The 26,466-nt window shown below is 70.4% G+C and carries 26 protein-coding genes; 12 read left to right on the top strand and 14 right to left on the bottom strand.

The genetic code is table 11. The features are described from left to right. On the top strand, positions 1-681 hold a 681-nt coding region (locus ACIBO2_RS32270), incomplete at its 5' end, for a group II intron reverse transcriptase/maturase (protein ID WP_397301696.1). A gap of 70 nt (positions 682-751) precedes the next feature. Then, positions 752-1,897, top strand: a complete 1,146-nt coding sequence (locus ACIBO2_RS32265) for an RNA-guided endonuclease InsQ/TnpB family protein (RefSeq protein WP_397301694.1) — start codon at positions 752-754, stop codon at positions 1,895-1,897. A 53-nt stretch (positions 1,898-1,950) separates the two neighbouring features. Here ACIBO2_RS32265 and ACIBO2_RS32260 read toward each other — a convergent pair whose 3' ends face one another. The 4 genes from ACIBO2_RS32260 to ACIBO2_RS32245 form a co-directional block, all read right to left on the bottom strand. Further along, positions 1,951-3,492: an FAD-dependent monooxygenase gene (locus tag ACIBO2_RS32260; RefSeq protein WP_397301691.1), complete on the bottom strand. Its 1,542-nt coding sequence runs from the start codon at positions 3,490-3,492 to the stop codon at positions 1,951-1,953. Positions 3,493-3,661: 169 nt separating this feature from the next. Continuing rightward, positions 3,662-4,936 (bottom strand): erythromycin esterase family protein, encoded by a 1,275-nt coding sequence (locus tag ACIBO2_RS32255; protein WP_397301689.1) that lies wholly within the window; start codon positions 4,934-4,936, stop codon positions 3,662-3,664. Positions 4,937-5,002: 66 nt separating this feature from the next. Next, positions 5,003-5,398 (bottom strand): DUF3224 domain-containing protein, encoded by a 396-nt coding sequence (locus tag ACIBO2_RS32250; protein ID WP_358549779.1) that lies wholly within the window; start codon positions 5,396-5,398, stop codon positions 5,003-5,005. Next, entirely contained in the window at positions 5,395-6,072 is a 678-nt protein-coding gene (locus ACIBO2_RS32245) for a CatB-related O-acetyltransferase (protein WP_358549777.1), read from the bottom strand. The genes ACIBO2_RS32250 and ACIBO2_RS32245 overlap by 4 nt, the downstream gene beginning before the upstream one ends. A gap of 187 nt (positions 6,073-6,259) precedes the next feature. On the opposite strand from ACIBO2_RS32245, the gene ACIBO2_RS32240 reads away from it, so the two are divergent. Continuing rightward, positions 6,260-6,895, top strand: a complete 636-nt coding sequence (locus ACIBO2_RS32240; RefSeq protein ID WP_358549775.1) for a TetR/AcrR family transcriptional regulator — start codon at positions 6,260-6,262, stop codon at positions 6,893-6,895. Between the two features lie 92 nt (positions 6,896-6,987). Here ACIBO2_RS32240 and ACIBO2_RS32235 read toward each other — a convergent pair whose 3' ends face one another. Further along, the gene (locus ACIBO2_RS32235) at positions 6,988-7,593 is read right to left on the bottom strand and encodes a TetR family transcriptional regulator (RefSeq protein ID WP_358549773.1); all 606 of its coding nucleotides are present in this window, start codon (positions 7,591-7,593) and stop codon (positions 6,988-6,990) included. Positions 7,594-7,703: 110 nt separating this feature from the next. On the opposite strand from ACIBO2_RS32235, the gene ACIBO2_RS32230 reads away from it, so the two are divergent. Then, on the top strand, positions 7,704-8,660 hold the full coding sequence (locus tag ACIBO2_RS32230; RefSeq protein WP_358549771.1) for an aldo/keto reductase: 957 nt from the start codon (positions 7,704-7,706) through the stop codon (positions 8,658-8,660). Between the two features lie 40 nt (positions 8,661-8,700). On the opposite strand, the gene ACIBO2_RS32225 is transcribed toward ACIBO2_RS32230, so the two are convergent. Then, a complete protein-coding gene (locus ACIBO2_RS32225) occupies positions 8,701-9,885 on the bottom strand; it encodes a serine hydrolase domain-containing protein (RefSeq protein ID WP_397301684.1) in 1,185 nt (394 codons plus the stop codon). A 2-nt stretch (positions 9,886-9,887) separates the two neighbouring features. Then, positions 9,888-11,075 carry a cytochrome P450 gene (locus ACIBO2_RS32220; protein ID WP_358549767.1) on the bottom strand — a complete coding sequence of 396 codons (1,188 nt, stop codon included), beginning with the start codon at positions 11,073-11,075 and terminating at the stop codon, positions 9,888-9,890. Positions 11,076-11,298: 223 nt separating this feature from the next. Here ACIBO2_RS32220 and ACIBO2_RS32215 point away from each other — a divergent pair, with 223 nt between their 5' ends. Further along, the gene (locus ACIBO2_RS32215) at positions 11,299-12,027 is read left to right on the top strand and encodes a MarR family transcriptional regulator (RefSeq protein ID WP_358549765.1); all 729 of its coding nucleotides are present in this window, start codon (positions 11,299-11,301) and stop codon (positions 12,025-12,027) included. Positions 12,028-12,037: 10 nt separating this feature from the next. Here the strand turns inward: ACIBO2_RS32215 and ACIBO2_RS32210 are convergent, their stop codons facing one another. Continuing rightward, positions 12,038-12,631, bottom strand: a complete 594-nt coding sequence (locus tag ACIBO2_RS32210) for a helix-turn-helix transcriptional regulator (protein ID WP_358549763.1) — start codon at positions 12,629-12,631, stop codon at positions 12,038-12,040. A gap of 30 nt (positions 12,632-12,661) precedes the next feature. Further along, on the bottom strand, positions 12,662-13,633 hold the full coding sequence (locus ACIBO2_RS32205; RefSeq protein ID WP_358549761.1) for a transcriptional regulator: 972 nt from the start codon (positions 13,631-13,633) through the stop codon (positions 12,662-12,664). Positions 13,634-13,693: 60 nt separating this feature from the next. On the opposite strand from ACIBO2_RS32205, the gene ACIBO2_RS32200 reads away from it, so the two are divergent. Further along, positions 13,694-14,884: an MFS transporter gene (locus ACIBO2_RS32200; protein WP_397301679.1), complete on the top strand. Its 1,191-nt coding sequence runs from the start codon at positions 13,694-13,696 to the stop codon at positions 14,882-14,884. Here the strand turns inward: ACIBO2_RS32200 and ACIBO2_RS32195 are convergent. After that, positions 14,814-15,992, bottom strand: a complete 1,179-nt coding sequence (locus tag ACIBO2_RS32195) for an acyltransferase (protein ID WP_397301676.1) — start codon at positions 15,990-15,992, stop codon at positions 14,814-14,816. The two genes, ACIBO2_RS32200 and ACIBO2_RS32195, sit on opposite strands and share 71 nt — an antisense overlap. 130 nt (positions 15,993-16,122) lie before the next feature. Here ACIBO2_RS32195 and ACIBO2_RS32190 point away from each other — a divergent pair, with 130 nt between their 5' ends. Genes ACIBO2_RS32190 through ACIBO2_RS32180 form a run of 3 tightly spaced genes read left to right on the top strand, consistent with a single transcriptional unit; the run spans position 16,123 to position 18,578 of the window. Further along, positions 16,123-16,743 (top strand): class I SAM-dependent methyltransferase, encoded by a 621-nt coding sequence (locus ACIBO2_RS32190; RefSeq protein WP_358549755.1) that lies wholly within the window; start codon positions 16,123-16,125, stop codon positions 16,741-16,743. 54 nt (positions 16,744-16,797) lie between these two features. Beyond that, positions 16,798-17,358, top strand: a complete 561-nt coding sequence (locus ACIBO2_RS32185; RefSeq protein ID WP_397301674.1) for an RNA polymerase sigma factor — start codon at positions 16,798-16,800, stop codon at positions 17,356-17,358. Between the two features lie 32 nt (positions 17,359-17,390). Next, positions 17,391-18,578, top strand: a complete 1,188-nt coding sequence (locus ACIBO2_RS32180) for a CU044_5270 family protein (protein WP_397301671.1) — start codon at positions 17,391-17,393, stop codon at positions 18,576-18,578. A 52-nt stretch (positions 18,579-18,630) separates the two neighbouring features. Here ACIBO2_RS32180 and ACIBO2_RS32175 read toward each other — a convergent pair whose 3' ends face one another. Next, positions 18,631-21,555, bottom strand: coding sequence for a poly(A) polymerase (locus tag ACIBO2_RS32175; protein WP_397301709.1), 2,925 nt, complete (start codon positions 21,553-21,555; stop codon positions 18,631-18,633). Further along, positions 21,555-23,348, bottom strand: a complete 1,794-nt coding sequence (locus ACIBO2_RS32170) for an RNA ligase family protein (RefSeq protein ID WP_397301669.1) — start codon at positions 23,346-23,348, stop codon at positions 21,555-21,557. The genes ACIBO2_RS32175 and ACIBO2_RS32170 overlap by 1 nt, the downstream gene beginning before the upstream one ends. A 145-nt stretch (positions 23,349-23,493) precedes the next feature. On the opposite strand from ACIBO2_RS32170, the gene ACIBO2_RS32165 reads away from it, so the two are divergent. Together ACIBO2_RS32165 and ACIBO2_RS32160 are read left to right on the top strand one after the other, a co-directional pair. Then, the gene (locus ACIBO2_RS32165) at positions 23,494-24,039 is read left to right on the top strand and encodes a dihydrofolate reductase family protein (RefSeq protein WP_358549747.1); all 546 of its coding nucleotides are present in this window, start codon (positions 23,494-23,496) and stop codon (positions 24,037-24,039) included. Position 24,040: 1 nt separating this feature from the next. Then, entirely contained in the window at positions 24,041-24,439 is a 399-nt protein-coding gene (locus tag ACIBO2_RS32160) for a hypothetical protein (RefSeq protein ID WP_358549745.1), read from the top strand. Here the strand turns inward: ACIBO2_RS32160 and ACIBO2_RS32155 are convergent. Beyond that, positions 24,423-25,136, bottom strand: a complete 714-nt coding sequence (locus ACIBO2_RS32155) for a GNAT family N-acetyltransferase (RefSeq protein ID WP_358549743.1) — start codon at positions 25,134-25,136, stop codon at positions 24,423-24,425. The two genes, ACIBO2_RS32160 and ACIBO2_RS32155, sit on opposite strands and share 17 nt — an antisense overlap. Positions 25,137-25,255: 119 nt before the next feature. On the opposite strand from ACIBO2_RS32155, the gene ACIBO2_RS32150 reads away from it, so the two are divergent. Further along, the gene (locus tag ACIBO2_RS32150; protein ID WP_358549741.1) at positions 25,256-25,837 is read left to right on the top strand and encodes a TetR family transcriptional regulator; all 582 of its coding nucleotides are present in this window, start codon (positions 25,256-25,258) and stop codon (positions 25,835-25,837) included. Between the two features lie 52 nt (positions 25,838-25,889). Here the strand turns inward: ACIBO2_RS32150 and ACIBO2_RS32145 are convergent, their stop codons facing one another. Further along, positions 25,890-26,345 (bottom strand): pyridoxamine 5'-phosphate oxidase family protein, encoded by a 456-nt coding sequence (locus ACIBO2_RS32145; protein ID WP_358549739.1) that lies wholly within the window; start codon positions 26,343-26,345, stop codon positions 25,890-25,892. Positions 26,346-26,466 lie beyond the last annotated feature (121 nt).

The following is a 26,466-nucleotide window of genomic DNA, read 5'->3' as shown; positions in this document are numbered from 1 at the left end:
AGAGGGAACATGACCCTCAAGGCCCCGATGGACGAGATCGTCGCAAGGTTGCACCAGAAGGGTTTCTGCCAGAAGGACGGCTATCCGGACAGCAAAGTAAGTTGGACGGTGCTCGATGATGTAGATATCATCCGCCGATATAACACCGTGCTGAACGGCATACTGAACTACTACTCGTTCGTCAATAACTTCTGGGCGATGAGCAGGGTCCAGTACATCCTCCTGTATTCAGCGGCCAAGACGCTGAGCCATAGGCACAAGATGAGCTCAGTTGGGATGGTGTTCAAGAAGTACGGGAAGGACCTGACGGTCCGCGTCCGAGGGGATGACGACAGGGAGAGGAGCGTCAAGCTCCAGAGGCGCAAGTCCTTTGCTGCCAAACCTAACGACTTCAAAGTCTCGGTTCGGGACCCCGAGGATGCTTTGAGAACAGCCAGTTGGCAGGTGCGGACGAAGAGCAACCTGGGAAGGATCTGCGTGATCTGCGGCAACACGGATAGGGTGCAGATGCATCATGTCCGCCATATCCGCAAGATGGGAGAGAAGGTGGTCGGCTTCACGAAACTGATGGCTAAACTCAACCGGAAACAGATCCCGGCATGCGAGCCATGCCACCGTCGTATTCACAATGGGGAGTACGACGGTCTCAGGTTGGGGGACCTGGCAATCCCCGCAGGCTGATGGAGTAGTCCCGCCATTACTGGAGAGCGGTATGCGTTGAAAGGCGCACGTACCGTTCGGAGGGGGGCCGTTGTTTTCCACCTCAGTGGGGGCGGCGGCCTACCCTACGCTCCTGCCGACGCCTGAGCAGGCGGCGACCCTGCGCGCGGTCAACGCGGCCGCCTGCCAGGTCTCTCGCCAAGCCCACGTCCTGCGCTCGTTCCGCAACTACGACCTGCGCAAGCACACCTACACCCAGATCAAGGACGGATACGGGCTGGCCGCCCAGGCCGCGCAGCACGTCATCAAGAAGGTCGCCTACGCCTACGCCACCCTGCACGCCAACATCCGAGCCGGGAACCTCGGCAAGGCAGGCTCTGCCCGCCGGGTACGGGCCGAATCCACGCCGATCGCCTTCCGCCCCGACGCCGCCCAGCCGTTCGACGACCGCTGCCTGTCCTGGCAGATCGACGCACGGACGGTGTCGATCTGGTCGGTGGCCGGCAGGCTGAAGAATTTGAGGTTCACCGCGTCCGCCGAACAGCTCAAGACCCTGTCGGCATACCGCAAGGGCGAGTCCGATCTCCTCTACCGGGACGGCATGTGGTTCCTGATCGCCACCTGCGACCTCCCCGACCGGCCCGTGCGCGTCCCGGACGGATTTATGGGTGTGGATCTGGGCATCGTCAACATCGCCACCACCAGCGACGGCATCCGCCGCTCGGGCAAGGCCTTGAACGCGGTCAGGCACCGCCACCGGGAGTTGCGCCGCCGCTTGCAGGCCAAGGGCACCAAGTCCGCCAAGCGGTTGCTCAAGCAGCGCCGCCGCAAAGAAGCGCGGTTCGCCGCCGACACCAATCATGTCATCGCCAGGCAGATCGTGACCGAGGCAGAACGCACCGGCCAAGGCATCGCCCTGGAAGACCTCCAGGGCATCCGGGACCGGGTACGGCTTCGCAAGCCCCAGCGGGTCACGCTGCATTCCTGGAGCTTCCACCAACTGGGAGCGTTCATCGGCTACAAGGCGGCCCGGGCCGGGGTCGCCGTCATCCACGTCGACCCGGCCTTCACCTCCCAGCAATGCTCCTCATGCGGGCACGTGGACCGCAAGAACCGGCTCGATCAAGCCTGTTTCTCGTGTACGTCGTGCGGCTTCGCTGAGCACGCCGACGTCAACGCAGCCCGCAACATCGCCGCACGCGGTGAGACGGGCTGGGCAGTGAGTCACGCTGCCTGACGCGGACCAGACCGTCGAAGCCCTCGACGGCGAGGAGCTGCAAGCTCGGTCGCTTACGGCCGAGAAGCTGACGGTGTGCCGAACCATACGGAGAGTGCTTCTCGCAGGGTGGGTGTGGCGGTGTCGGTGGGTTCGTCGATGGTGGCGGCCCAGGCCATGTGGGCGTCGGGGCGGATCAGCAGGGCGTCGGCGAATCTCTGGTCGGTTTTGGCGGTGTGGATGTCGACGCGCTGCCCCCAATCTTCGGCGGCCTCGCGGAGGTCTGAGCGGTCGGCGAGGTCCAGGAGGATGGGCCGGGCGGGGTGCATGAGCTCGGCGAGGCTGATCATGCCCTGGTCGGTGTGCAGGGTGAGGTTGGGGGCGAAGGTGCCGGCCAGCGGGTGGGGGCGGGCGCCGGGCATCGGGTAGCGGATGTCAGAGCCGGCGACCAGCGCTCCCATGCGGCGCAGCGGCTGTTCGTCGGTGAGCAACTCCTGGAAGACCTCCCGCAGTGCTTCGGCGGCCGGGTCGTACCCGCGTCGTAGTGCGACCTGGGCTCGGGTGTGCAGCATGGTACGGGCGCCGGCCAGGTGGCGTTCGGCGTGGTAGGTGTCCAGCAGCCCGGCCGGGGCGCGGCCGTGGATGTCGGCGGCCAGCTTCCAGGCCAAGTTGACCGCGTCGAGCATGCCGGCGTTGAGTGCCACCCCGGTGGCCGGGAACAGGTGCGCCGCGTCACCGGCCAGCAGGATCCGCCCGGCCCGGTAGCGGTCGGCCTGCCGAGCCTTGAAGGTGAAGCGCGACAGCCGGAGCGCCTCTCCCACGGGCAGCTCCCCGCCGAGCACGCGGCGGATGCTGTCTTGCAGTTCGGCCACCGTCATCGGTACGTCGTCGTCGTATTCGGTGCTTTCGTCCTCGATGGTGTAGAGCGAGACGATCTGAGAGCCGGGTGAGGAGCCGAGGCCGAACAGGCCATGGTCGGTCCGGGTGAAACCCGCGTGGATCGTGCCGGAGCCGGGAACGTCGAGATCGCCGTTGCCGAGCACGGTCACCGTGTCGGGCAGGGTGACCTGGGCCAGCCGGTTGACCTCCGGATAGACGGTGCCGGGAAAGCCGATGCCGGCCTGGTCGCGGACCCGGCTGCGCGCGCCGTCACACCCCACGAGGTAGCGGGCGTTGATCCGGTAGGGTCCGTCCGGGCCCCGTACGTCCACGGTCACCGCGGCCTCGTCCTGGCTCGCCGCGGTCACCTCGTGTCCGCGGCGGACGTCGACATCGAGTTCGCCGGCGCGTTCGCCCAGGAGCCGTTCAAGCAGTTGCTGCGGCAGTGGCAGGGCGTGCAGCGGGGGATCGGTCAGCTGGGTGAAGTCCAGGTGCACCCCGCCGAACGGGAAGCGGGGCGCCGGGACAGGGTCGGTGCAGGCGGCTTCGAAGCGTTCCAGCAAGCCTCGATAGCGCAGCAGTTCCAGGATCTGCCCGCCCAGACCACCGGCCTTCGGGGTGTCCCGGCGCTGTGCCTTCCGTTCCAGCACCAGCGGCCGCACCCCGGCCAAACGCAGTTCGGCGGCCAGCATCAGGCCGGTCGGGCCGGCACCCACAATGATCACGTCGGCGTCCATCACTGGCCAATCCTCCTGCGGGCTTTCTTCGTGGGTTCTGGCTTCGGCTGACAACTCTGCGGCACGACCAGGGTCTTGCCGTGGGCCGGTGCTCTCCTGGACGAAGGGGTGGGCGTGCTGCTTCATATCGATGGCCTTTCCATGGCGTCGTTCGCTTCCAGGCCGCTTCTCAACGTGCGACATCGTCGGCCACGGTGGAGGTCGGGGTGCTGAGGACGGCGTCGAATGCGTCGAGGACGGGGGTGTGCAGGTAGGCGCTCTGGATCCGGTAGCGGTCGGGGCCGGAAGTCTCACGAGGCGCCTGGCGGAGGTCGGCGATGCTGAGCCCCAGTCCGGCGTCGGTGAAGGCGGCCTCGATGCTGCCCGGCTCGGGTGGCTGTAGCGGGGTGTCGTCGATGGTGAAGCCGAAGCGCGCGTTCTCGTCGGGGCGCATGTCGGCGGTGCGTCCGGTGATGCTGGTCAGGGCGAGGGCGAGGTAGTCATCGCCGAGGGAGTTGCGCAGGTGCTGTCCCATCGGCAGCCCGGTGAGGTGGCCGTTGAAGGAGACCGGCGTCTTCTGGATGTGGGCGTTGTGGGCGGCCAGCACGATGCGGGTGCCGGGTTCGGAGCGCTCCAGGTGCCACAGGACCGACCCGGCCATGTAGACGTCGCGGGCCGAGGTGTCGGCGGTCCACCCGGTGCCGGCGAACAGGCCGGCCATGGCGCGGAAACCGTAGTCGGCGTGGCAGGCGGCTTCCAGGCGACGCAGAGCGATGTCGTAGCTGTGCTGGTCGCCACGGGCGACATACAGCGCTTCGACGGCTCGCAACCGGATGAGCAGGCGCATCAGGATCGCGCTGAGAGCGTCCTGCTCGGCGGCGGCCAGGCGGGTCCAGGCCGGAGCGGCCGAAGCCGCAGAGGCACCGGCGAACGCTCCGGCGATCCGCATCGCCTGCTCGATCATCGGCAGGGTGTCGGGGTCGATTTCGCGCAGGTAGTCGGCGACCGGGGCCAGGGCGGGCAGCAGGGAGCCGCCGGCCGCCGGGATGTCGATGCCGGCGAAACGTACCGGCGCCGTGGCTGTGGCGTTGTGCCGGCGCATCCAGCGCAGCGGCTCATCGACTCCCACGGGGATGGCCGCGGCGAGGTGGGTCGCCAGGTCGTCGTCCGTGCCCTGGCCTTGGGCCCAGGCGTCCAGGGGGAAGCCTTCGCTGAAGCCGTACTCGAAGGCCAGGACGGTGAAACCGCAGCGTTCGGCCAGGAATCGCAGGATGCGCCGGCGCAGGAGCGAGAACTCGGTGATGAAGTGGGAGTTCTCGCCGAGCGCCACGACGCGCGCGTCGCCGATGAGGTCGCGTAGCGGCTCCAGGTCATCGAGCGGCGCCTCAGGGTCGAGGTGGGTGAGCGGGGCGGCATGGCCGCGAAGCCAGCCGGCGAACGGGTTGGGATGGGACGAAGCAGGCATGCTGATAGCTCGATTCCGAAGTGCTGAAGTGAGACAAAGTCATGGCCGCTCATGAGCCGAGTGATCTCACAACGTGTAGACCAGCGTGAGCACCTGGAACTCGCGCTCCATCGCCCGACCGGCGATCCCGGCGAGTTCTCCCGTTCCCGAGTTCGGGAGGATGCTTCCTTCGCTGCTCTGCTCGGCTCCGTCGGCCAGCCCCCAGTGCTGGATGACGAAGGTGCCCTGGCGGCCGTCGAGGGTGCCCGCGATGCGCTCCGAGGCGACATAGCCACCGCCGGCACCGCCCTGGGCGGTGAGCACCTCGGCGACACCCGTTCCTTCGATCACGCCCTGGTAGCGCTTCCGGATCGTGACCCGGGTCAGCTTGGGCCCCTCAGCGTGCTCGTCGTACACGATCTCGTCGAACTCGACGATCTCGAACTCCGCCTTGACGGCGTGTTCTACCTGCGGGTCACTCATGATGGCTCGATTCCCACGTGCTGACGCATCGGCGCCGGAGCGGGTGCCGTCTTCTCCAGGTCGTCGATGCTGCCGGACATGATCGTGCGGATGTGGTCGGTGATGTGCTGGAGCGGCCAGTCCCACCAGGCCACCGCCAAAAGGCGGCTGATGTGGGCGTCGCTGTGGCGGCGGCGGATCAGCTTGGCGGGGTTGCCGCCGACGATGCCGTAGTCGGGGACGTCCTCGACCACGACGGAACCGGAGGCGACGATCGCCCCGTGGCCGATGCGGACGCCGGGCATCACCAGGGACCGGTAGCCGAGCCACACGTCGTGGCCGACCACAGTGTCACCCCGTCCGGGAAGGCCGGTGATGAGGTCGAAGTGCTCGGCCCAGGAACCGCCCATGATCGGAAAAGGGAACGTCGAAAGGCCGTCCATGCGGTGGTTGGCGCCGTTCATGATGAACCGCACCCCCTCGGCCAGCGCGCAGAACTTCCCGATGACCAGCTTTTCCGGCCCATAGTGGTACAGCACGTTGCGAGTCTCGAACGCGGTCGGATCATCCGGGTCGTCGTAATAGGAGAACTCCCCGATCTCGATCAGCGGCGAGGTGACCAGCGGCTTCAGCAGCACCACCCGCGGCTGGTCGGGCATGGGGTGCACCACGGTCGGGTCGGCGGGAATGGACATCACAAATCATTTTCTTTCCGAAGAAGTAGCGGTGGAGTTGGAGAACGTCAGGCCTCAGGGCACATCCCTCGTAGTCCTCGGGCCCGGCCGCCCCTATCGGTACGGAACGCACCGTGCCGATAGGATGATGTCCATTCAGGGCCTGTGATGTCAAGTACGGACCGTTCCGTACCGATAAGGTGGCGGCATGACCGATACTCCCCACCGTCGCGGTGCCGACCGGACCGAGGCCATCATGCGGACCACGCTGGAGCTCGGCCAGGAGATCGGCTACGCCAAACTGAGCATTGAGGCGGTCGCCGCCCGTGCGGGCGCGAGCAAGCAGACCATCTACCGCCGATGGTCATCCAAGGGAGCCATGCTGCTCGACTCGCTGTTGTCGCTGAACAAGTCCGGCCTGGACTATCCCGACACCGGCGACATCGCCGCAGACCTGCGTGCCCAGATCTACGCGGCCGTCGATCTGCTGGCCAGGCCACCCTTCGGCCCCTTGCTCAAGGCCCTGATCGGCGAGGCCCAGCACGATCCCCAGGTCGCCGCCACGCTCAACGAGCGCCTCATCACCCCGCAGGCGGACAAGACCGTCGCCCGGCTGAAGGCGGCCCGCGACCAGGGCCAGCTGTCACCCGACTTCGACCTCGACCTGGCGATGGCGATCCTGTCCGGCCCGCTGTACTTCCAGCTCCTGATCACTCAGGAAGAACTGACCTATGAGTACGTCGACCGGATCCTCGACGCCCTGTTCACCGGGATGGGCCCCCCGCCACGTACGCGGGCATCTCGCGTCGGGCCGCCAAGCTCGTCGGCCCCACCCGTTTCATAGGCAAATGCCGATGCCGACCGCCGCGCGGAACCAACCCGATGGACCGTCACGGAGATCGAGACGGCCGCGTGACGAAAAACCCGGAGACCGCTCTAGCTTGGGGCGCTGCCCGGCCGCGGGGCCGGTGGGAAGAGGGTCTGGACGGCGCGGACGACGGCGGCGCGGCGGGCGGCGAGGGAGGGGTCGGCGGCGGCCCGCTGGGCGAGAGCGGCGAGTTCGGGCTGGCCGATCCAGGCGGATGCGAGCTGGGTGATCAGGGACATCACGTCGACCGGATCCCAGACGGGGTCGAGGTCGCCGGCCTGCTGGGCGCGGCGGATCTTCTCGATCTTGCCGAGGATTGCCCGGCCGTAGGGGTCGGGTGTGCCGTCGGCGGGCTCGGCGCCCAGTTCCAGGCGTCCCCAGCTGATGAACCGGTAGCGGTCGGGATGGGCGTTGAAGTAGTCGAACAACTGCCCGGCGTAGGCGGGCAGGTCGGCCGGGTCCATGTGGATGGCCTCGGCGGCTACCGCCAGCTCCTGTGCCGCCACGTACCCGTAGAGCTCCTCCTTGCTGCGGAAGTACGCATAAACGCGTTCCTTGCTGCTGCGGGCGGCTTTGGCGATCCGGTCGACCCGCGCGCCGGCGATCCCGTGCCGGGCGAACTCGGCCTGGGCGGCGGCGACGATGCGGTCGCGGGTGGAGTCGGTACTCGCCATGCGTTTCACCTTAGTGAACCGAACCGTTCGGTTTGACCTGGTGGGTGTGCGGAGTAGTGTGAGCGGGTCAATACCAAACGGTTTGGTTTTGCCTTGTGGAGGGATCCGCTATGCAGCAGCGCACTCTGGGCCGCCAAGGTCTGGTCACCTCGGCCATCGGTTACGGCGCGATGGGCATCTCCTTCGCCTACGGACCCGGCGACGACGCCGAAGGGGTCGCGGCGATCCAGCGCGCCTACGAGCTGGGCGTCACCCATTTCGACACCGCCGAGCTCTACGGCTGGGGCGCCAACGAGAAGCTCGTCGGCAAGGTCGTCGCGCCGTTCCGGGACGACATCACGATCGCGACGAAGTTCGGCTTCACCCGCGAGTACGGCACCGACTCCCGCCCCGAGCACATCCGCGAGGTGCTCGACAACAGCCTGCGCCATCTCGGCGTCGACCACGTCGACGTGCTCTACCAGCACCGCGTCGACCCCCAGGTGCCGATCGAGGACGTCGCCGGGACCGTGAAGGAGCTCATCGAGGCGGGCAAGGTGAAGTACTTCGGCCTGTCGGAGGCGGGCCCGCAGACTCTGCGCAAGGCCCACGCCGTACAGCCGGTGTCGGTCCTGCAGACCGAGTACTCGCTGTTCGAGCGCGAGGTGGAGCAGCTGTTCGCAGTTCTGCGGGAGCTCGGCATCGGGTTCGTGGCCTACTCCCCGCTGGGCCGCGGCTTCCTCACCGGCACCGCCCAGCCCGCCGGGAGCTACGACGCCACCGACATGCGCAACAACGACCCGCGCTGGCAGCCCGGCAACTTCGAGAAGAACCTGGAGGCCGTACGGCAGCTGACCGAGCTGGCCGCCTCCAAGGACGCGACCGTCGCTCAGCTGGCGCTGGCCTGGATCCTCGCCCAGGGCGCGGACATCGTGCCGATCCCCGGCACCCGCAGTCCTCAGCGTGTGGCGGAGAACACCGCCGCCGCCGACCTCACCCTGACCAGCGTCGATCTGGACACCATCGCCCAGATCCTGCCGAGTGGCGGCTTCGGCGCCCGCTACGCCCACCTGCCCGTCTGGGTCTGACCACCACCTCGCTCAGGACGTCAACGCCTCGTGAAGCCGCTCAGGCCGGATCGGCTGGGCAGAACTCCGACTGAAGCACGTCGGTGAGCGTGCCGATCGGGTTGTTCCAGTCGCCGTTCACGTTGCTCACCACCATGCGCCTGCCGTCGCGGCTGCCCATCGCGTACGAATACGAGCCGCTGATGGCGCCCCCGACACCCCACACCGTCACGCCGCACGACAGCTTCTGCGAGAAGACGCCGAGCCCGTACGTGGTGTTGGGGATCCATCCGCCCCCTGTCGAGACGGCGGCGAACATCTCCCGCCGCTCGGCGGGCGCGAGAAGCCGGCCGCGCAGCAGCGCGCTGACGAACCGGTCGAGATCTCTGACCGTCGACACCATGCCGCCGGCCGCCCAGCCCGTGGACGCGTTCATCTCGGTCACGTCGTAGATCTTGGCGTCGGGGCCGGTGACGAACAGCGTCGAGTAGTGCCGCGCGTGTGGCCCGCGGATCACCGTGTCGTCGCCCGGCAAGTACGTCCCGGTCAGAGCCAGCGGGCGGACGATCCGCCGCGAGATCTCGCCGGCCAGCGTCCGGCCGGTCACCCGTTCAATGATCATCCCGGCGAGGATGTAGTTGGTGTTGGAGTACCCGAAGCCCTGGCCCGGCCCGAAGTAGGGCGGATGGGACATGGCGATCTTCACGAGTTGTTCCGGGCGGTACTTCTCGTAGCGGTGCTTGAAGAACTCCGGACCGACGAATTTGGCGAACGCTTCCTCGTCATTGCCGTAGTTGAAGATCCCGCTGGAGTGGTTGAGCAGCTGTCTGATGGTGATCTCGGCGCCGTCGTTGCCGTTGCCTTTCACCACCCCGGGCAGCCACTTCTCGACCGTGTCGTCGAGGCTCAGCCGGTGTTCGGCCGAGAGCTGCAGGATCACCGTCGCCGTGAACGCCTTGCTGGCGCTCCCGATGCGGAACCGCTCCTGCGGCAGGCGCTTTCGACCGGTTCGGGTATCGGCCACCCCCGCCGAGCCGAACCAGGACCGGCGGCCGTCACGGACCTCGGCGAGGATGCCGGGAAGACCGCCTTCGGTCACGGCCCGGTCGAGCGCACGCTGGACCTCGGCATGGCCGGGGGCGATGGCCGCCGAGGACGTCTCGGGGGCCGCCATGACGCTCGCCGCCACCGTCGCCATGCCGACGATCACGCGGGCCGTGCGGGTGAGCGAGAAGATCTTTTCCATCGTCACACCTCGTCCCAGGTGACCGGTAGCCGGTGCACGCCGTACACATCGGAGTGGGCGCGCAGCGGCACGTCCTCCGGCGGGATGGCCAGGCGCAGCGTCGGGAAGCGCGTGACCAGCGCCGGGAAGGCGACCCGCATCTCGACGCGGGCCAGTTGCTGACCGAGGCACTGGTGGATGCCGTGGCCGAAGGAGACGTGCCCGCCGACGTTCCGGCGCAGGTCGAGAGTGTCGGGGTCGGCGAACTTCGCCGGGTCGCGGTTGGCGGCCTGGACCGAGACGGCGATCGTGTCACCCGCCTTGATCAGATGACCGTCCAGCTCGACGTCCTCCAGCGCCGTCCGTACCCCGGTGTGGACGATGCTCAGGTAGCGCAGGAGTTCCTCGACGGCCTGGTCGGTCATGCCCGGGTCGGCGCGCAGGGCGGCCAGCTGGCCGGGGTGGGACAGCAGGGCGAAGGTGCCCAGGGCGAGCATGTTGGCGGTGGTGTCGAGACCGGCGCCCAGCAGCAGCGCCCCGATGTTGGCGAGCTCCTCATCGGTGAGGTCGCCGGTGGTCAGGTCGCTGAGCAGGTCGTCGGTGGGTTCGGCGCGCTTGGCGAGTACGAGCTCGCGCAGGGTCTCCTGCAGCGCGGCCAAGGCGCCGTAGCGCTCTTCCAGCGTGGTGTCGTTGTCGTTCACCGTCGCCGCGTGACGCTGGAAGGACTCGCGACCGGCGGAGGGGACGCCGAGCAGCTCGCAGATCATCAGCGCGGGGATGGGTTGCGCGTACGCCGTCACCAGGTCCACCGGCGGGCCGTGCCGTTCCATGGCGTCCAGGAGCTCAGCGGTGATCTGCTCGACGCGCTCGGTGAGCAGGCGCATCCGGCGGACGGTGAACTTCGCCGTGAGCAGGCCGCGGTAACGGGTGTGCTCGGGCGCGTCCATCCCGATGAACATCCCGGGCGGTGCGGGCGGGGGCTGGTCCATGGCGGGCGCTCCGGGCACCGGGGAGCGCAAGAGCTCGTGCCGTGAGCTGAAGCGGGGATCGGCCATCACCGCGCGGACCAGGGCGTGGCCGGTGACCAGCCAGCCCATGTGCCCGTCGGGGAAGGCCAGCCGACTCAGCGGCCGCCGCCGCGCCAGCTCCTCGGGCGGGTCGAAGGGACAGCCTGCGGGACGCGTCATGGAAAGCCCTGCCAGGTCGGTCATCTTTGCTCCTTCAAGTCGCGATAGTACGTCTTCAGAACACGCCAAAAGCTACGTTGCATTTAAGAAAGTGTCAATATATGCGGCCTGGCATTTAGCCGTTTACGCTGGTAAAGGGCGGCAAGAATTGCAATGACTCTGCGCCTGAATGCAACTACCAAGTTGCAATGGAGTGGAGGCGAACGCAATAATGTCCAGCGGATCGAGCCGCAGGAGGCGAAGACAGGTGCCAGGAGGCAGGCTGACCAACCAGGACCGTCGGCAGATCGCCGCGGGACTGGCCGATGGGCTCACCTACGCCGAGATCGCCAGGAGCCTCGGCCGGCCGACGTCGACCATCACGCGGGAGGTCATGCGCAACGGCGGGTCGGACGGCTACCGGGCCGATCAGGCGCATCAGGCGACCGAAGGGCGCGCGCGCCGGCGCCGGACCCCCTCGGCGCCGGCCCCGCCCGCCGCCACCGCCGCATACGGGCGTGACCCCGAAGCGGTGCACGACTTCACCGAACGCGTCACGGCGCTGCTGGCCCAGCAGGGACTCCCACGAATGATCGCCAGAGTGCTGAGCTGCCTGTACGTCACCGACAGCGGCAGCCTCACCGCCGCCGAGCTGGTCCAGCGGCTACGGGTCAGCCCGGCGTCGATCTCCATGGCCGTCGCTTACCTCGAGGAGCAGGGGCTGATCAGGCGCGAGCGCGACGCCCGGCGGCGGCGTGAGCGCTACATCATCGACGACGACGTCTGGTACCAGGCGTTCCTGATGAGCGCGCAGAGAAACCTCATGCTGGCCAACACCGCCTTGGAGGGAGCCGAGATCCTGGGCGCCACCACACCCGCAGGCGCCCGGTCGGAGTACGTGGGCCAGTTCCTCAAGCACACGAGCGAGGACATGGTTCAGTTGGCCGAGCACTGGCGCAAGACGCTCGCGGCGAAGCGCCGCGCCGCGAGCACCTGACGCGGTCCGTTCACTTCCCGGTGGGCTGGGCGCGGACGTGGAGGCGTTCGCCCTGCGGGCCGAAGAGCGACAGCAGCTCGACCGGCTCGGGGCCGGCGTTGCCGAACCAGTGCGGGATACGCGTGTCGAACTCGGCCACTTCGCCGGGCGTCAGGATCACGTCGTGCTCGCCGAGGACCAGGCGCAGCCGCCCGGCCAGGACGTAGAGCCATTCATAGCCCTCGTGTACGCGGGGATCGGGCTCGGTGCCGGGCCAGTTCGGCGGCATGACCTGCTTGAAGGCCTGAAGCCCGCCGGGCCGGCGGGTGAGCGGGATGAAGGTGGAGCCGAAGCGCTGGAACGAGCGCAGCTGCACGCGCGGGTCCCCGGTGGGCGGCGCGTCGACGAGCTCGTCCAGTGTCACCTGATGGGCGCGCGCCAGGGGCAGCAACAGCTCCAGGGTCGGCCGGCGCTGCCCGGACTCCAGCCGCGACAACGTGCTGATCGAGATGCCGGTCGACTCCGACAGCTCGGTCAGGGTGGCTCCGCGCTGCTGGCGCAGGGCCCGCAGCCGTGGCCCGACGGCGTGCAGAACGTCGTCCAGAACCGGCCCGTCATCGTCCATGAAACCCACTTTGCCACAACGGCAAACACCTCAGCCGCCTGACTGCGCGCTCACCAGCATCTGCCCGGCATCCGTACGGTCGTAGAACACCGACCGCCCGGCCCGCCGGCGCCGTACCAGCCGCGAGTCGAGCAGGACCTTGAGATGGCGGCCCACCGAGCCCAGGCCCTGACCGGTCAGCGCGACGAGCTGGGTCGTGCTCTTCGGGGTGTCGAGCAGCATCAGGACGTTGGCCCGCGCGGGCCCGAGCAGCCTGCCCAGCGCCTCGGGCACCGGCGCGCCCCCGGCTTCGGCCAGCGCTCCGGAACACGGGTACACCACCGCGTGCCGGTGCGCCGTGTCCCACGAGATCCAGGTCTGGCTCGGGGTGACGGGGACGAACATCAGCCGCGCCCCCAACAGCTCGCGCGGCGGGTAGTCGTAGGTGTTGATCTGCAGCCGGTTCTCGCCCAGCCAGCGCATCCCGGGGCGCATGTCGTCGAGGGTCGCCGCCCAGCCGCCCTGGCTCAGCCGCGCGGTGCGGGCGATGACGTCGGCCTCGATGACCCGCCGGCGGCGCGGCCAGTAGGGGAGCACGGTTTGCCTCCACACCCACTCCAGCACGTCGGCGGTGCGTTGCGGCAGGTCGGCGCGGTGGAGCCGGGCGGGCAGGGGACCGCCGAGCGACACGGTCAGGTCCGCGCGGGCGGCCTCGGGCGGTGTGTCGCGGATGCGTGCGAGCTCCTGCTCGAAGACGGGCTCGGCGTCGTCGGAGGGCGTGGGGGTGAGGAAGTCGGCGTTCCAGCTGCGGCCCAGGGCGGCCCGGATGAGCAGCGCGGTGATCGGGTCACTGGCCTGCCGGGCGCGGTAGGCGGGCAGGTGGGCGTCGAGCCACGCGCGCTCACCCGGATGCGCGGCCGTGCCCCGCTCCAGGGTCTTCAGGCTCGCGATGGCCTCGGCCAGGGGCGAGACGACGAACCGGCTGCCCGCGAGCGTGTCCGCGTTGACCTGCCACCAGCCCATGGTTTCGCCCCCCTGCGAAACATTAACGCCTCGCCGGGGGAGCCCCCGACACTTTCCGCCATGCGCACCTATCGCGATCTTTTCCGGACGCCGGAGTTCACGCCGCTGTTCCTGACCGCCGCCATGCAGGTGGCCGGCAAAACGGTGAGCGGGCTGGCCCTGGGAACGCTGGTCTACTCGGCGACCGGCTCGCCGCTGCTGTCGGCTCTGGCCATGTTCGGGCCGGCCCTGGTTCAGGTGATCGGGGCGGTCACGCTGCTGTCGGCGGCCGACCGGTTACCGCCGCGGGCCGCGCTGACGGGTCTGGCGCTGGTCTTCGCCCTCGTCACCGCCGCGCAGGCCGTTCCGGGGCTGTCGGTGTGGGCCGTCTTCGCGCTGCTGCTGGGGCAGGGGTTGATCGCCTCGCTGGGCGGGGGAGTGCGCTACGGACTGCTCAACGAGATCCTCACGCGGGAGGGGTACCTGCTCGGCCGCTCGATGTTCAACATGGCCGACGGCGCCGTGCAGATCTGCGGGTACGCGCTCGGCGGCGTGCTCGTGGCCGTCCTGTCGCCGCGCGGCGCGCTCCTGACCGGCGCGGCCCTGTACCTGGTCGCGGCGGCCGTGGCCCGCTTCGGCCTCAGCCGCCGGCCGCCGCGGGCCGCCGGACGGCCGTCGATCACCGACACCTGGCGGGACAACGCCCGGCTGTGGTCGGCCAAGCCGCGCCGTTACGTCTACCTCGCCATGTGGGTGCCCAACGGGTTGATCGTCGGCTGCGAGTCCCTTTTCGTGTCGTACGCGCCCGAGCAGGCGGGACTCCTGTTCGCCTGTGCCGCGCTCGGCATGCTGGCCGGTGACATCGTGGCCGGCCGGTTCGTGCCGCCGCTGTGGAGGGAGCGGCTGCGGGTGCCGCTGTGCCTGCTGCTCGCCCTGCCGTACCTGATCTTCGTCCTGCGCCCGGCGCTGCCCGTCGCGGTGGCGGCGATCGTGCTCGCCTCGGCGGGGTACGCCGCGAGCCTGCTGCTCCAGGAGCGCCTGATGGCGCTGACTCCGGAGGAGCTGAGCGGGCACGCCCTGGGGCTGCACTCCTCGGGGATGGTCACCATGCAGGGCGTGAGTGCCGCGCTCGCGGGTGCCGTCGCGCAGCTGACCTCGCCCGCGACGGCGATAACGGTGCTGGCGGCGGCCTCGGTCGCGGTCACCCTGACGTTGGCCCCCGGGCTGCGGCACCCACGTGACGCCGCCGCCCGGGAAAGCGTCCACGCCTGACCTCAGGCGGTCCCTGCTCGTACGTACGGGCCACGCCCCAGCACACCAGCAACGCCACCCCGAACACCGGCAGCCAGCCCAGCCGGGCCAGCACCCAGCCGAAGCCGTCCGGAGCGGTGTGCAGACCAGGCAGCGCGTCGCTCACGAACAGCCCGGCCACGGTGACCGTGATCAGCGCGGTCTGGTGCCACAGGAAGATCGTCATCGCCGACATGTTCACCAGCGCCACCGCCGCCCAGGCGGCCGGGCGGCGCAGCGCCCGCCGCAGCGGGCCTCGGAGAAGCAGGGCCGCGCCGCACTGGGCGAGGCCGAAGCAGACGGCCGCCAGGGAGGGCGGGTCGAGGTTGGAGACCGGGGCGCCGGGCACCCCGACCATGGCGGCCGGATACCCCGCCCACAGGACGAGCCCGGCCGCGGTGGCCGCGCCGCCGAGCAGCAGCGTCCAGCCCATCCCACGGCCGCTCAGGTCGCCCCGGGCCCAGGCCGCGCCGAGGCAGTACGGCACCAGCCACCCGGCCACCACGTTGACCCAGCCGAGCCAGGCCGGCCCGTCCAGGCAGTAGAGGATCAGGTCGCCGAGCAGGACGGCGGCGAGCGGCCACAGCGGATGCAGCCGGGCCACCAGCGGGGTCAGCGCCGTCAGCGCCGCGAACACCAGCAGGAACCACATCGGCGACAACACCAGCTTGACCAGCACGCGCACGGTGTCCAGGGCCACCCCGGAGGCCAGCAGCGCGCCCGCGACCACGGCCCACACCACCAGCACGGCCACGACCGGCCGGAACAGCCGGGCCATCCGCCCGCCGAGCCACCGCCCGTACGTGCTGCCGCGAGCGCGGGCGCTCGTGTAACCCTTCGCCCCGACCTGTCCACCCACCAGGAAGAACACCGCCAGGGTCTGGAACACCCAGGAGACGGGGGTGAGCTCGGGCAGGTGCTTGAGCGGGCTGGCGACGCGCACCGTACCGTCGCCGACGACCACGGCGGTCACCAGCCAGTGGCCGAGCACCACCCCGAGGATCGCCAGGGCGCGCAGCGCGTCGACGCCCCGGTCGCGGCCGGCCGGCGTGGACGCCTCGATCCGCTGGATGAGCTGGGAGGATGCCATGACGGCGAAGCTACGGATCGCCCCTTGTGGTCGGCTTCCCCCTGGGGAGTGCACCCTTGGCGTAGCTCCGAAGTAGCAAGTGGGTCAGTCCTCGGCCGGCCCGCCGACTCCGGCTCATAGCCTGACCGGCATGAGCGAGGAAACCGATCTGGTCCAGCGCGGCTACGACGCGCTGTCCTACCACTACCGGGGCGACGAGGACGACGACGGCCCGTACGCGCCGTGGCTCGAAGAGCTCCATTCCCGGCTGCCGCCACGGGCCCGCGTGCTGGATCTCGGCTGCGGCTGCGGGGTTCCCGTCGCCCGCTCGCTGGCCGCGGCCGGGCACGACGTGACGGGCGTCGACCTCAGTGACGTCCAGATCGAGCGGGCCCGGCGTCTCGTGCCCGCCGCCACCTTCGTCCGGGGCGACGCCACGGCCCTCGACCTGCCGGACGCCTCCTTCGACGCGGTCGTGTGCCTGTACGCCCTCATCCACATGCCGCTGGAGCGCCAGCCCGCCCTCATCGGACGCGTCGCCGCCTGGCTGCGGCCCTCGGGCCTGCTCCTGGTCACCACCGGCTGGGAGTCCTGGACCGGTACCGAGGACGGCTGGCTCGGCGGCGCCACGACGATGTGGTGGAGCCACGCGGACGCGGCCACCTACCGGACCTGGCTGCGGGAAGCTGGGCTGGAGGTCACCTCGGAGGCGTTCGTCCCGGAAGGGGACAGCGGGCACGCCGTGTTCTGGGCCCGCAAACCGGCCGGCTGACAAGATTCCGGGCGGGGTGCGGTAATCCGGGAGCGGCCGGAGGGACTACTGGGTGTGGACGATCCTCAAGAACGATTCACCGACCTCTACGACCGGCACTACCGGAGCGTGCTCGGCTACGCGCTGCTGCGCGCCGAGCGTGACGCGGCCGAGGACGTCTCCAGTGAGACGTTCCTCGTCGCCTGGCGGCGGCTGGACGACCTGCCCGAGCCGCCGCTGCCGTGGCTGCTCGGCGTGGCGCGCAACCTGCTGGCCAAGCAGCGCGACTCCCGCCACCGCCGGCAGGCTCTGGTCGACCGGATCACGGCGCTGACCACCTCGCGCGACCATGTCGGCTGGGACGTGGCCGACCACGTCATCGACAGGGAGGGCGCGCTGGCCGCGCTGTCGGCCCTGCCGGAGCAGGACGTGGAGGCGATGGTGTTCGCCACCTGGTACGGCCTGCCGCCCGAGCAGGCGGCCGCCGTCATGGGCTGTTCGGTCCGGACGTACAACGTGCGGCTCCACCGCGCGCGCAAACGGCTCGCCACCGCGCTGCGCCTGGAGCCGGGCGGCACGCGCCCACGTTCAACGCCGACGGCCGGTGGCCGGTTCCAAGAGAGCCCAGAGACCTGATGCCCGCAGCACCCCACCACACGGAGAATGACATGACCGACCGCTTGTTCGCCCAGCTCAAGCCGATGGAGCTGGACGAGATGACAGAAGAGGCCCACCGGCGGCGCCGCGCGGCCGACCTGGCCGCCGCCTTCCGGACGCCCCGCTCCGCGCACCCGTCCCGACGCCGGATCCGGGCTCCGTTCCTGCTGGTCGCGGGCACGGCCGCGGCCGGAGTGGCCGCGGCAGCCGTGATCGTCGTGACCGGCTCAAGCACCGCGCTCCCGATCGCCACCACGTCTCCCACCACAGCGTCCACCGCGCGGACCGCGATCGCGGCCGAGCCGGTGGACGCCCGCACGTTCCTGCTCGCGGCGGCCGCGACCGCGGTGCGCGAGCCGGCCACCTCCGGCCGCTACTGGTACGTCCGCGAGCGCACCTTCGCGAAGGTGCACGTCGTGCCGGGCGACTACATGACCCAGATCAAGGCCCTGCTGGCAGAGCAGCAGCGAAAAGAGAAAGAGCTCAAGGACAAGCCGGACGAGCTCGCCGCCCTGCGCAAGGAGATCACCGGGAAGATCACCGAGCTCAAGCAATCCGAGCTGCCGTACCTGGCGTTCACCACCGACACACAGGACACCTGGCGCGCGATGAAGCCGGGCGCGGCCAGTCGCTTCGTACGAGACCCGGACGTGAGCGTCACCTTCGGCACCCCGCAGGACGAGGCCGACTGGAAGGCCGCCGGCTCACCCGCCCTGACGGAGAAGAGGCCCCCCACTCGCGACGACAGCAGCGAGCGGATCCTGTCGATCGACAACCCGACTCTGACGATCCAGAACATCGCGCGGCTGCCCACCGACGAGAACGCGTTGCGGCGCCGCCTGGACGCCCTGTTCAAGCAGAGCCCCAACAGCGCCCGGCTCGACAGAGGCGGCTACTTGTGGCAGACGGGCGTGGACCTGATGACCGCGCCGATCACGCCCGGCACCCGCTCCGCCCTGTTCAAGGTGCTGGCCGGCCAGGACGGCATCACCTCGCGGGGCCGGGTCACCGACGCGGTGGGGCGCACCGGGGTCGCCCTCTCGACGGCGGGGGACGACGGGGTGGAGTTCCGGATGATCATCAATGAGGACACCGCCGAGCTGCTGCAGTACGAGGTCGTGGAGAAGGGGCAGCCGCTCTTGCGGGTGGCGCTGGAGCGGATGGGCTGGGCCGACCGCCTGGGAGACGTCCCGGCCTGACGCGCGAGTGTCGAGGCCCGCACGGGGGCAGATGCGGGCCTCTGACTGCTTGTCAGCTCAGAGTCGGTACGGCGCCGCCCTCGACCCGTTCGACTGTGACGCCGGACATGTGCCTGGCCCATCGGCCGGTGATCTCGCTGAGCCGCGCGGCCTGCGGAGGCGTGTGGCCCAGGCCGATCGCGTAGCGGGCCTGTCGGGGGCCGCGCTCGAACGGGCGCGGCCAGGCGTGTACGTCCGGCACCCCGGCCTCTTCCAGCCAGGTCAGCAAGTCCAGCATGCGTCCTCTGACGCGGCCGAGCGCCGCGTCAAGCTCCTCGGGGCGACCGGGGCGTACGGTCAGCACCGCCCAGGCCGCGTGACGGCGGTGGAGCGGCGGCAGGGCGGGCAACTCCGTGGACCGGCCGCTCTCCGTGAGCTCCCATGCCTGGTAGAGCTCCCGGGTGAGCAGGTCCAGGCCGCCGGAGGTGACGTGGCCGGCGCAGTTGCGTACGGGAGCGCTGGGCGTCATCACCGCCATCACGGGCGTCACGGTCGTCGTGGCTGGGATGAGGGTGACCGGTACGTGCCAGTCCCAGGCGGCCCACGTGCTGAAGAAGTGGCGTAGGAGATCGGTGTCGGATCCGTCCGCGGCATCGAGGACGGTGCGGGCGGCCAGCACCGCCCAAGCCAGACCGGGCAAACCGCCGAACGGGGCCGCGTCCAGGCCCTTCGCCCGAGCCCACGCCTTCACCCGGCGGGCGAGGCGGGCGAAACGCTCGTGTGCGGGGCCCACCGCGGCGCGGATCGCGTCCGCATCGCTGACGGCGCTCAGGGCGATGGCCGCCGCCTCGCCCAGTTCGGTGCGGCGGGACACGAGCTGCGCCGGAGGGAGCTGGCCGGTCGCCACCACGGTCAGGTCGACGTCCAGGCTGGACACTCGCATGCGCAGGCCCGGCACCCGTGCGCCGACCACCTGCCGCAGCCGGACGGCCTCAGGTAGCGCCGCCCGCACCCGCGCCGCCACGTCCATACCGGACGCTTCCAGGTTTGGGAGTGCCGCCACCAGGTCCAAGTCGGCTGCGGGGAGCGCGCAGCCCATACGTCGGGAGCCCGCCACGTGCACGATCCCGGGGCGCAGCGCCTCCGCCAGTCGGCGAGTCACGCGATCGGCCAGGTCGTCCAGACCCGGAACAGGCTCGGCGTCGAGCGCGGACGGGGCGGCGGTGGGCTCGGGTACGAGTAGGGGCGCGGCAGCGGCGGGTCCGGGGTCAGGAGGCTCGGGCGAGGTGGATTCAGGTACCAGCGCGGGCGCGGCGGCAGTGCGCTCGGGGACGGTGGGTTCTGGGAGCCAGCGGAGTTCGCCCGTACCCAGGGTGATCACCGCGCGCGGGCGCATGGGTTCGTCCCCGCGCCGCGACAGCAGCACCACGGCCCCGACGCGGGCGGTCATCGCGTCGAGCCGGATGCCCGCATGGTTGGGCGCCTTCACGCGGCCCAGGGTCAGGTGCGGCGTGTAGCCCTCCGCGCGGCCCACGCAGCGGGGGAAGCGCTGGTGGAGAACCTGGCGCAGGCGGGCCCACGGAGCGGGATCGGCCGCGGCCGGGTCGAGCCAGACGGTCGTGTCCTGGCGGTGCTGGAAGGAGCGGATCCCCTCCAGCCGTACCGCGAACGGCTGGACCTCAGCGGCCGCCGCGGCCAGCAGCGGCGCCGCCGCGTCGAAGGCCGACTCCGGCACGAACCCGAAGAGCAGGTTGACGTGCGGCGGCCACCGGTTCACCTGCGGATCGTGCGTCCGGCGGACCGCCTGGATGGGTGCCCACAGCTCCTCCGGCGGAATCCAGGCCACCGCCGTTCGCGCGGTCGGCGCCATGTCCAGCACCCCGGCGGGCGCACTGCCCGTGACGTCGAGGACGGCCTCCACCCCGTAGTGGTCGGAGACGTACAGCCCACCGGGATCGGGGCTGTCTCCGCGCAGGACGGCCGCGACGGTCCGGGGGCCGCCGCGCACCAGTACGCGGTCCAGCCGGGCGGCCCGCCCGGACAGCGAGGACAGCGCCGCCAGCGGGTTGGCGCGCGGGTCGAAGGTGGGCGTGTGGTCGCCGGGCCCGTACGCCTCCGTCCAGACGTCGCGCAGCCCGAGCATCGACGCGGGGACGTCCGTGCCGTCATTGAAGTCGCCCATCAGGACCAGGTCACCCTCGACCCCCGCCAGTCCTTCGGCGATCAGGGCGAGTTCGGCCCGCCGCCGTGCCGCGCCGTCGGCGGTGTGGTCGCTGGTCAGATGGGTGGTGGCGACGACGAGCGGGCCGGCTGCGGTCTCGGTCGCGAGGGCGGCGACGGCCTTGTGCGGGCCGAGCCGGTGCCAGGCAGCCTCCCCGACGGGCAACCGGCTGAGCAGCAGCAGCCCGCTGTCGGCGACGTCCTCGCCGCCCGGATCGGTGCCGATGGTGTAGCGGGCCCGCACCCACGGGGCGGCCAGCAGGAGCGACAGCAGCGCGGGCTCGACCTCCTGCAGCGCGATGACGTCGGCGTCGGCCGCTTCCAGGGCCGCCAGCAGCATGGGACGACGCCGCGCGGTGTCGATGCGGTCGCTGTCGTAGCGGTCCCACAGGGTGTTCCAGGTCAGGACGCGCACGGCCGCACCTGTGGACGCCCGCGCCGCTTCCTGCCCCGTGCTGGGCCGCCAGCCGGCGGCCGGGTCCCAGGCGTGCGGGGTTCTGGCGCTGAAGACGGGCGCGCGCAGGCGGCGCGGGGCGCGTACCCGGCCCGCGTCGCAGGCGTCGATCCGGTCCAGTCCGGTGGCGCGGTCCCAGATCGGCTCGCCGTCCGCCTCGACGAACAGCACCCGGTGCCACGGAACGTCGCCGCCGGGCACGAAGGTGGGCAGGGGGATGCGCTTGGGGGCGGCGTCCCGCTGGCCGACGCCGAGCACGAAACGCGAGGGGTCGAAGCGGGGGTCCCAACGGACCCGGTGGTAGATCTCCTCGCTGGTACGCATCACGCCTCTTCCTCCTCCAAGGCGCCGTCCACGTCTTCGACGGTCCCGGACGCGCCGACGTACCAGGTGTGATGGGCCTGACCGGGGTACGGCGGGACGTATCGGCGCACCTGATCGTCCAGCACGTGCGGCGGCACCGGATGGGCGCGGCGGGCGTTGCGCCGGTGCAGTTCGTCCGCCTCCACCAGCGCGACCACGTGCGTCGTCAGCGCGGCGCGGCGGCGCGCCACGGTGTGGACCAGGGAACGCTGGTGCTGATTGAGCGAGGTGGCGTCCCATACCACGGTGCCACCGGCCGCCAGGGCGGCGTCGAGGCGGACCAGTCCCTCGCCGAGCACTTCGCGGTTGGCCCGCTGGTTCGCCCGCGAGCCTCTGGCGGCACGCAGATCGTCCAGCGACAGGAACACAGCCCCGTCGACCTCCCGCAGACCGGTCACTTCTGGCAGACCGGCCGTCTCCCGCAATGCGGCCGTCTTCGTCAGACCGGCCGCGAACGTGCTCTTGCCACTGCCTGACGGTCCGACCAGATGTACCAGCCGGGGGAATCGCCCCGACCGCCACCGCCAGGTCGCCGCCACGGCCTCCTCAACCGTGGCGACCTTTCCCCTGGCCCAGGCGTCGCGCGCCTCCGCCCAGCAGCGCTCGGCCGCCTCCCCGCCGAGGTCGGCCAATGCCTCGCGCAGACCAGCCCGCAACGGCTCCAGCGGATCGGGCCCGAGCAGCCCGGCGTCCTCGGCGTACAGGGCCGACCATTCGACCTGCTCACGCTCCTGGTCAGCCTCATCGTCCACGCGCGCCGCCGCCACGGCGTGCAGCACGCCCAGGTCGGCGGCCAACGCCATACGCCCCAGCCCGGCTCGCCTCTCCTCATCCGGGTACGGCCGGCCCAGCGCGCCGTGCAGCCCGCTCAGATCCGCGACCCGCCGCGCCAGCCGCATGCCCAGCGGCCTGGCCAGCCGGGCCGCCAAACGCGCTCGCGGTACGGAGTGCAGCGCCGTGGCCAGCAGGCCCGCCAGCCGGGCGTCCCCGCGCCGGCCGATCGCGTCCAGCCGAGCCGACACCTCGGCCACCGCCTCCGGGGCGATGTGCCCTGCTTCGGCTGGGGCGAGGTCCACCGCGGCCAGCAGGGCGTTCACCTCGCAGTCCGCGCCCGAGCGCACCGACCACAGCGCCGCCCTCGGGCCAAGAGTGTTCGGCACGACGGTCGCGTGCATCCAGTGCGTACCGGTCTGGACGTGCCCCCGGCGCACCCACTTGGCCACCCGCCCCGCGAACTCCGCCCGCCCGAATCCCTCGACGGCCCGCACCACGTAGCCCTCTTGCCGCTCCGGGTTCAGCCGCAGCCCCTGCAGCGCCCGCTCGTCGAAGACACCGCGCCACAGCAGCGGCGGGACCGGAATCCCCAGGCCGCGCAGGAAGGCGACCGTGCGGTCCCAGTCCAGGCAGCGATCGTCGTCCCAGACCGAGAAGCCGTAGAACCAGCTGTCCAGCTCCTGGTAGGCGATGGAGTGCCGGGCGTACATGTTCTCCCCGCACACCCGCCACCCCGCCGGGATCCGGCCACCGATGCGCCCTTGCAGAGCCTTGACCCACGCTCGGGAGGGATGGTGGGCCGAGTCCAGTGACCGGGCGTGCATCCCGTCCGTATAGAGGGTGGTGTTCTCGCCGTCGAGCTTCTCCGTGACCACGACCTCGCGCCCGCGCAGCCCGGACAGATCTCCCGCGCGGACGTCGTCCGGCGTCACCCCGGGCGACCAGGGCAGGTGAGGGGTGCGCGGATAGTGCACGCGCATGATCCCTCCCCCTTCCGGCTGAGGTCACAGTACAAGCGGCAAGAAAACGCCTCCATCGAATAAACGCCCACCGACCATTGCAGAATTCTTGACAACTATATTTTTCGGTGGGAGGCTGAGGACACCGCAGACAAGGAGCACAGCGATGAGAAAGATCGTGGCGGGCCTGTTCATCTCCCTGGACGGCGTCGTGGAGTCCCCCGAGAAGTGGCACTTTCCCTACTTCAACGATGAGATGGGGGAGATCGTCGGCTCGCAGATGGAACAGGCCGACGTCATGCTGCTCGGACGGCGGACCTACCAGGAGTTCGCCGCCCACTGGCCGCAGCAGGACCCGGCCGACAACCCGTTCGCCGACCGCATGAACAACACCCCCAAATACGTCGTGACCAACACCCTCGACACCGCCGAGTGGCAGAACACGACGATCATCAAGGGTGACGTCGTGGCCGGTCTGACCAAGCTCAAGGAGCGGCCCGGCAAGGACATCGGCATCACCGGCAGCGCCGCCCTGGTCCGGTCGCTGCTGGCCGACGGCCTGCTCGACGAGCTGCGCCTGCTGGTCCACCCGATCGTGGTCGGCTCCGGCAAGCGCCTGTTCGAGGAGGGCACCGGGCAGATCCCGCTCCAGCTGGCCGACTCCCGGACGCTCAGCACCGGCGTCCTCTCCCTCACCTACGGCAGGGCGTGACATGGCTACCAAGACCGTCGCCGACAAGCTGCTCGTCAAGCCGCGGACCGCCGTCTGGATCTCCGACGACGAGCACCGCCCGCTCGTCGAGCCACTGCCCGAGGGCGCGCGGCACGTCGACGACCTGGGCGAGGCGGGCGTGGCGGTGCTGTTCGCCGCCGACGCCGCCACGGTCCGTCGGCTCCTCGACGAGCACCGCGATCGGCTGGGCCGGCCCGCGGCCCTGTGGGTGGCCTACCCGAAGGGCAACAAGGCCGACATCAACCGCGACACACTCTGGCCCATCGTCGCCGAGTACGACCTGCGGCCGAACGGGCAGGTGGCCGTGGACGAGGTCTGGTCGGCGCTGCGCTTCCGTCCGCTCAAGGAAGGCGAGCCACCTTTCACTGGTGGCCGGTAACCCCGTGAGGCCAGGCGGCGCCGTCTCCGGTCCACTCGGGGGTGCCGGTCCACTCGGGAGTTCCGGTCGGCTCAGAGGCGCCGGTCGGCGCGGGGGGCAGGCGCATCAGCAGGCCGTCGCAGCGGCAGGGCGAGCCGCACCGGTGGCAGTGACAGTCGCCCACCACCGAGGCCTGTTCCCAGTATCGGCGGACGGTGGTCACCGGCTCCCAGCCGGCCGCCTTCAGCACCCCGTCGGCGCGCCCGGGCCGGTCGCGTAGCCACACCATCGCGTACGCCTCGGTGCACCGCTCCCTCAGCCAGGCCGTGCGCTGGACGGCGAGGGCGGTGCCGAGGCCACGACGGCGCACCGACGGCACCACGGCCATGGTGCTCAGGATGCCGACCCGGCGGCCGTCTGCGGACGGCGGCGCGGGGGAGAGGATCCCCGGCGGCATCGGAGCGGTGAACGCGCGATATTCCTCGTCGTCGATCACCTGGGCCAGGGCCGCTCCCACCGGCGTCATCGACCCCTGCGGGAAGGCCGCCAGGAACTGCACCCTCTCGTCGTCGCGCATGTGCCGAAGGAGCCGGTCGACGGTGAGCACGCCGTGGCCGAGAGCGGCGTTGACGACGGCGGCGGCCGCCGCGACCCCCCGCTCGTCCCCGAGATGAAGCCGGGCGATGAACCAGCCGGGCGGCGTGATGGGCGAATGCATGCGAGTCACGGTCCTCGTTATATCTGGGTACCGTTCTCGAATTCAGGTGAACGAAATTCACGTATCTCCAGCTTAGTACTATGATCGGAGTGGTTTGAATTCCGATCCAGGAGATACGCATGCGGCAGAACCCGGCACGACGGGCGGCGCTCCTTGACGCCGCCATCGAGGTACTGGCCCGCGAGGGGGCGCGCGGGCTGACCTTCCGTGCCGTCGACGTCGAGGCGCGGGTACCCAACGGCACGGCCTCCAACTACTTCGACAACCGCGACGACCTGCTCACCCAGGTCGGTCACCGCTTCTACGAACGGCTGGAGCCCGAGGCCACGATGGTGGCCGCCGCGCTGGAGGGACCACGCGACCGCGACCGGGTCACCGAGCTCATGCACGACCTGGTGGACCGGATCAGCCAGTTCCGCTCCGGCTACCTGGCCCTGCTCGAACTCCGCCTGGAGGCCACTCGCCGCCCCGAGCTGCGCCGCCTGCTCACCGAACGCATCCGCGCCGACGTCGACGCCAACATCACCGCCCACACGGAGTCCGGCCTGCCCGGCGACGCGACCACCGTGGTCCTGCTCTACCTGGCCCTGAACTGGCTGATCCTCGAACGGCTCACGCTGCCCGACGTCTTTCCCGAGGACCAGATCCACGACCTGGTCACCGACGTGGTCGAACGCGTCCTGCCCGACCCCGGACGTTAGCCGCTGGTTCCAGGCCCGGACGGCGCGTCAGCCGAGCCGAGGTCCGTGGACGTCAGCCGAGCCAGTGTCCGTCGCGCATGAGGTCGCGGCCCTCCAGCTCGTCGGCCTCGCGCCAGGCCTGCAGCCGCTGGGGCTGGATCCGGAAATAGAGGTAGGGGCTGCTGAGCCGGCGCGGGTCGAAGCCGGTCTTGGCGGCGAAGGCGTCACCGAGCTGGTCGGAGAGCTCGCCGGCCGGGACCGTCTGGACGCTTCCCTCGATGAGGACCACATCGCGGGTCGGGCCGATGCCGAGGCGGACCTTGCCGGTGGCCTGAAGGTTGCGGGCGGTGGGGCTGGCGGCCGGAGTGGAGATGAGCAGGGTGGCACCGTCCCAGAGGAAGGACAGCGGCACCATGTAGGGCGTCCCGCCTTCGCCATCGGCCGTGGCCACCCAGGCGTCGACGTCCTGGGCGAGGCGGTCGAGGGTGTCCTGCTTGCGCTGGTGCAGGGTACGGGGCGAGTCGCTCATCGGAAGTTGGGTCCCTTCATGCTCCAGATCGATGCTTGACCCTACAGAACGACCGGACCGCCGTAGTGCCCGCAGGCCCGCCCACCGGGGATCCTGGCAGACTGAGACCGGCCGCCATCCC

It is taken from the genome of Nonomuraea sp. NPDC050022 (assembly GCF_044460705.1).
Lineage (GTDB): Bacteria > Actinomycetota > Actinomycetes > Streptosporangiales > Streptosporangiaceae > Nonomuraea.
The sequence above is the reverse complement of the archived record's forward strand: the minus strand, read 5'-3'. Positions and strand labels throughout refer to the sequence as shown.

What these genes read in the sequence shown, in the direction of transcription:
- ACIBO2_RS32230 (WP_358549771.1), top strand. Translation starts at nt 7,704, where the DNA reads ATGCAGCAGCGCACTCTGGGCCGCCAAGGTCTGGTCACCTCGGCCATC.
- ACIBO2_RS32170 (WP_397301669.1), bottom strand. Translation starts at nt 23,348, where the DNA reads ATGCGCGTGCACTATCCGCGCACCCCTCACCTGCCCTGGTCGCCCGGG.
- ACIBO2_RS32260 (WP_397301691.1), bottom strand. Translation starts at nt 3,492, where the DNA reads ATGGACGCCGACGTGATCATTGTGGGTGCCGGCCCGACCGGCCTGATG.
- ACIBO2_RS32200 (WP_397301679.1), top strand. Translation starts at nt 13,694, where the DNA reads ATGCGCACCTATCGCGATCTTTTCCGGACGCCGGAGTTCACGCCGCTG.
- ACIBO2_RS32220 (WP_358549767.1), bottom strand. Translation starts at nt 11,075, where the DNA reads ATGACCGACCTGGCAGGGCTTTCCATGACGCGTCCCGCAGGCTGTCCC.
- ACIBO2_RS32205 (WP_358549761.1), bottom strand. Translation starts at nt 13,633, where the DNA reads ATGGGCTGGTGGCAGGTCAACGCGGACACGCTCGCGGGCAGCCGGTTC.
- ACIBO2_RS32175 (WP_397301709.1), bottom strand. Translation starts at nt 21,555, where the DNA reads ATGCGTACCAGCGAGGAGATCTACCACCGGGTCCGTTGGGACCCCCGC.
- ACIBO2_RS32225 (WP_397301684.1), bottom strand. Translation starts at nt 9,885, where the DNA reads ATGGAAAAGATCTTCTCGCTCACCCGCACGGCCCGCGTGATCGTCGGC.
- ACIBO2_RS32210 (WP_358549763.1), bottom strand. Translation starts at nt 12,631, where the DNA reads ATGGACGATGACGGGCCGGTTCTGGACGACGTTCTGCACGCCGTCGGG.
- ACIBO2_RS32190 (WP_358549755.1), top strand. Translation starts at nt 16,123, where the DNA reads ATGAGCGAGGAAACCGATCTGGTCCAGCGCGGCTACGACGCGCTGTCC.
- ACIBO2_RS32255 (WP_397301689.1), bottom strand. Translation starts at nt 4,936, where the DNA reads ATGCCTGCTTCGTCCCATCCCAACCCGTTCGCCGGCTGGCTTCGCGGC.
- ACIBO2_RS32165 (WP_358549747.1), top strand. Translation starts at nt 23,494, where the DNA reads ATGAGAAAGATCGTGGCGGGCCTGTTCATCTCCCTGGACGGCGTCGTG.
- ACIBO2_RS32180 (WP_397301671.1), top strand. Translation starts at nt 17,391, where the DNA reads ATGACCGACCGCTTGTTCGCCCAGCTCAAGCCGATGGAGCTGGACGAG.
- ACIBO2_RS32250 (WP_358549779.1), bottom strand. Translation starts at nt 5,398, where the DNA reads ATGAGTGACCCGCAGGTAGAACACGCCGTCAAGGCGGAGTTCGAGATC.
- ACIBO2_RS32195 (WP_397301676.1), bottom strand. Translation starts at nt 15,992, where the DNA reads ATGGCATCCTCCCAGCTCATCCAGCGGATCGAGGCGTCCACGCCGGCC.
- ACIBO2_RS32160 (WP_358549745.1), top strand. Translation starts at nt 24,041, where the DNA reads ATGGCTACCAAGACCGTCGCCGACAAGCTGCTCGTCAAGCCGCGGACC.
- ACIBO2_RS32235 (WP_358549773.1), bottom strand. Translation starts at nt 7,593, where the DNA reads ATGGCGAGTACCGACTCCACCCGCGACCGCATCGTCGCCGCCGCCCAG.
- ACIBO2_RS32240 (WP_358549775.1), top strand. Translation starts at nt 6,260, where the DNA reads ATGACCGATACTCCCCACCGTCGCGGTGCCGACCGGACCGAGGCCATC.
- ACIBO2_RS32150 (WP_358549741.1), top strand. Translation starts at nt 25,256, where the DNA reads ATGCGGCAGAACCCGGCACGACGGGCGGCGCTCCTTGACGCCGCCATC.
- ACIBO2_RS32145 (WP_358549739.1), bottom strand. Translation starts at nt 26,345, where the DNA reads ATGAGCGACTCGCCCCGTACCCTGCACCAGCGCAAGCAGGACACCCTC.
- ACIBO2_RS32245 (WP_358549777.1), bottom strand. Translation starts at nt 6,072, where the DNA reads ATGTCCATTCCCGCCGACCCGACCGTGGTGCACCCCATGCCCGACCAG.
- ACIBO2_RS32155 (WP_358549743.1), bottom strand. Translation starts at nt 25,136, where the DNA reads ATGCATTCGCCCATCACGCCGCCCGGCTGGTTCATCGCCCGGCTTCAT.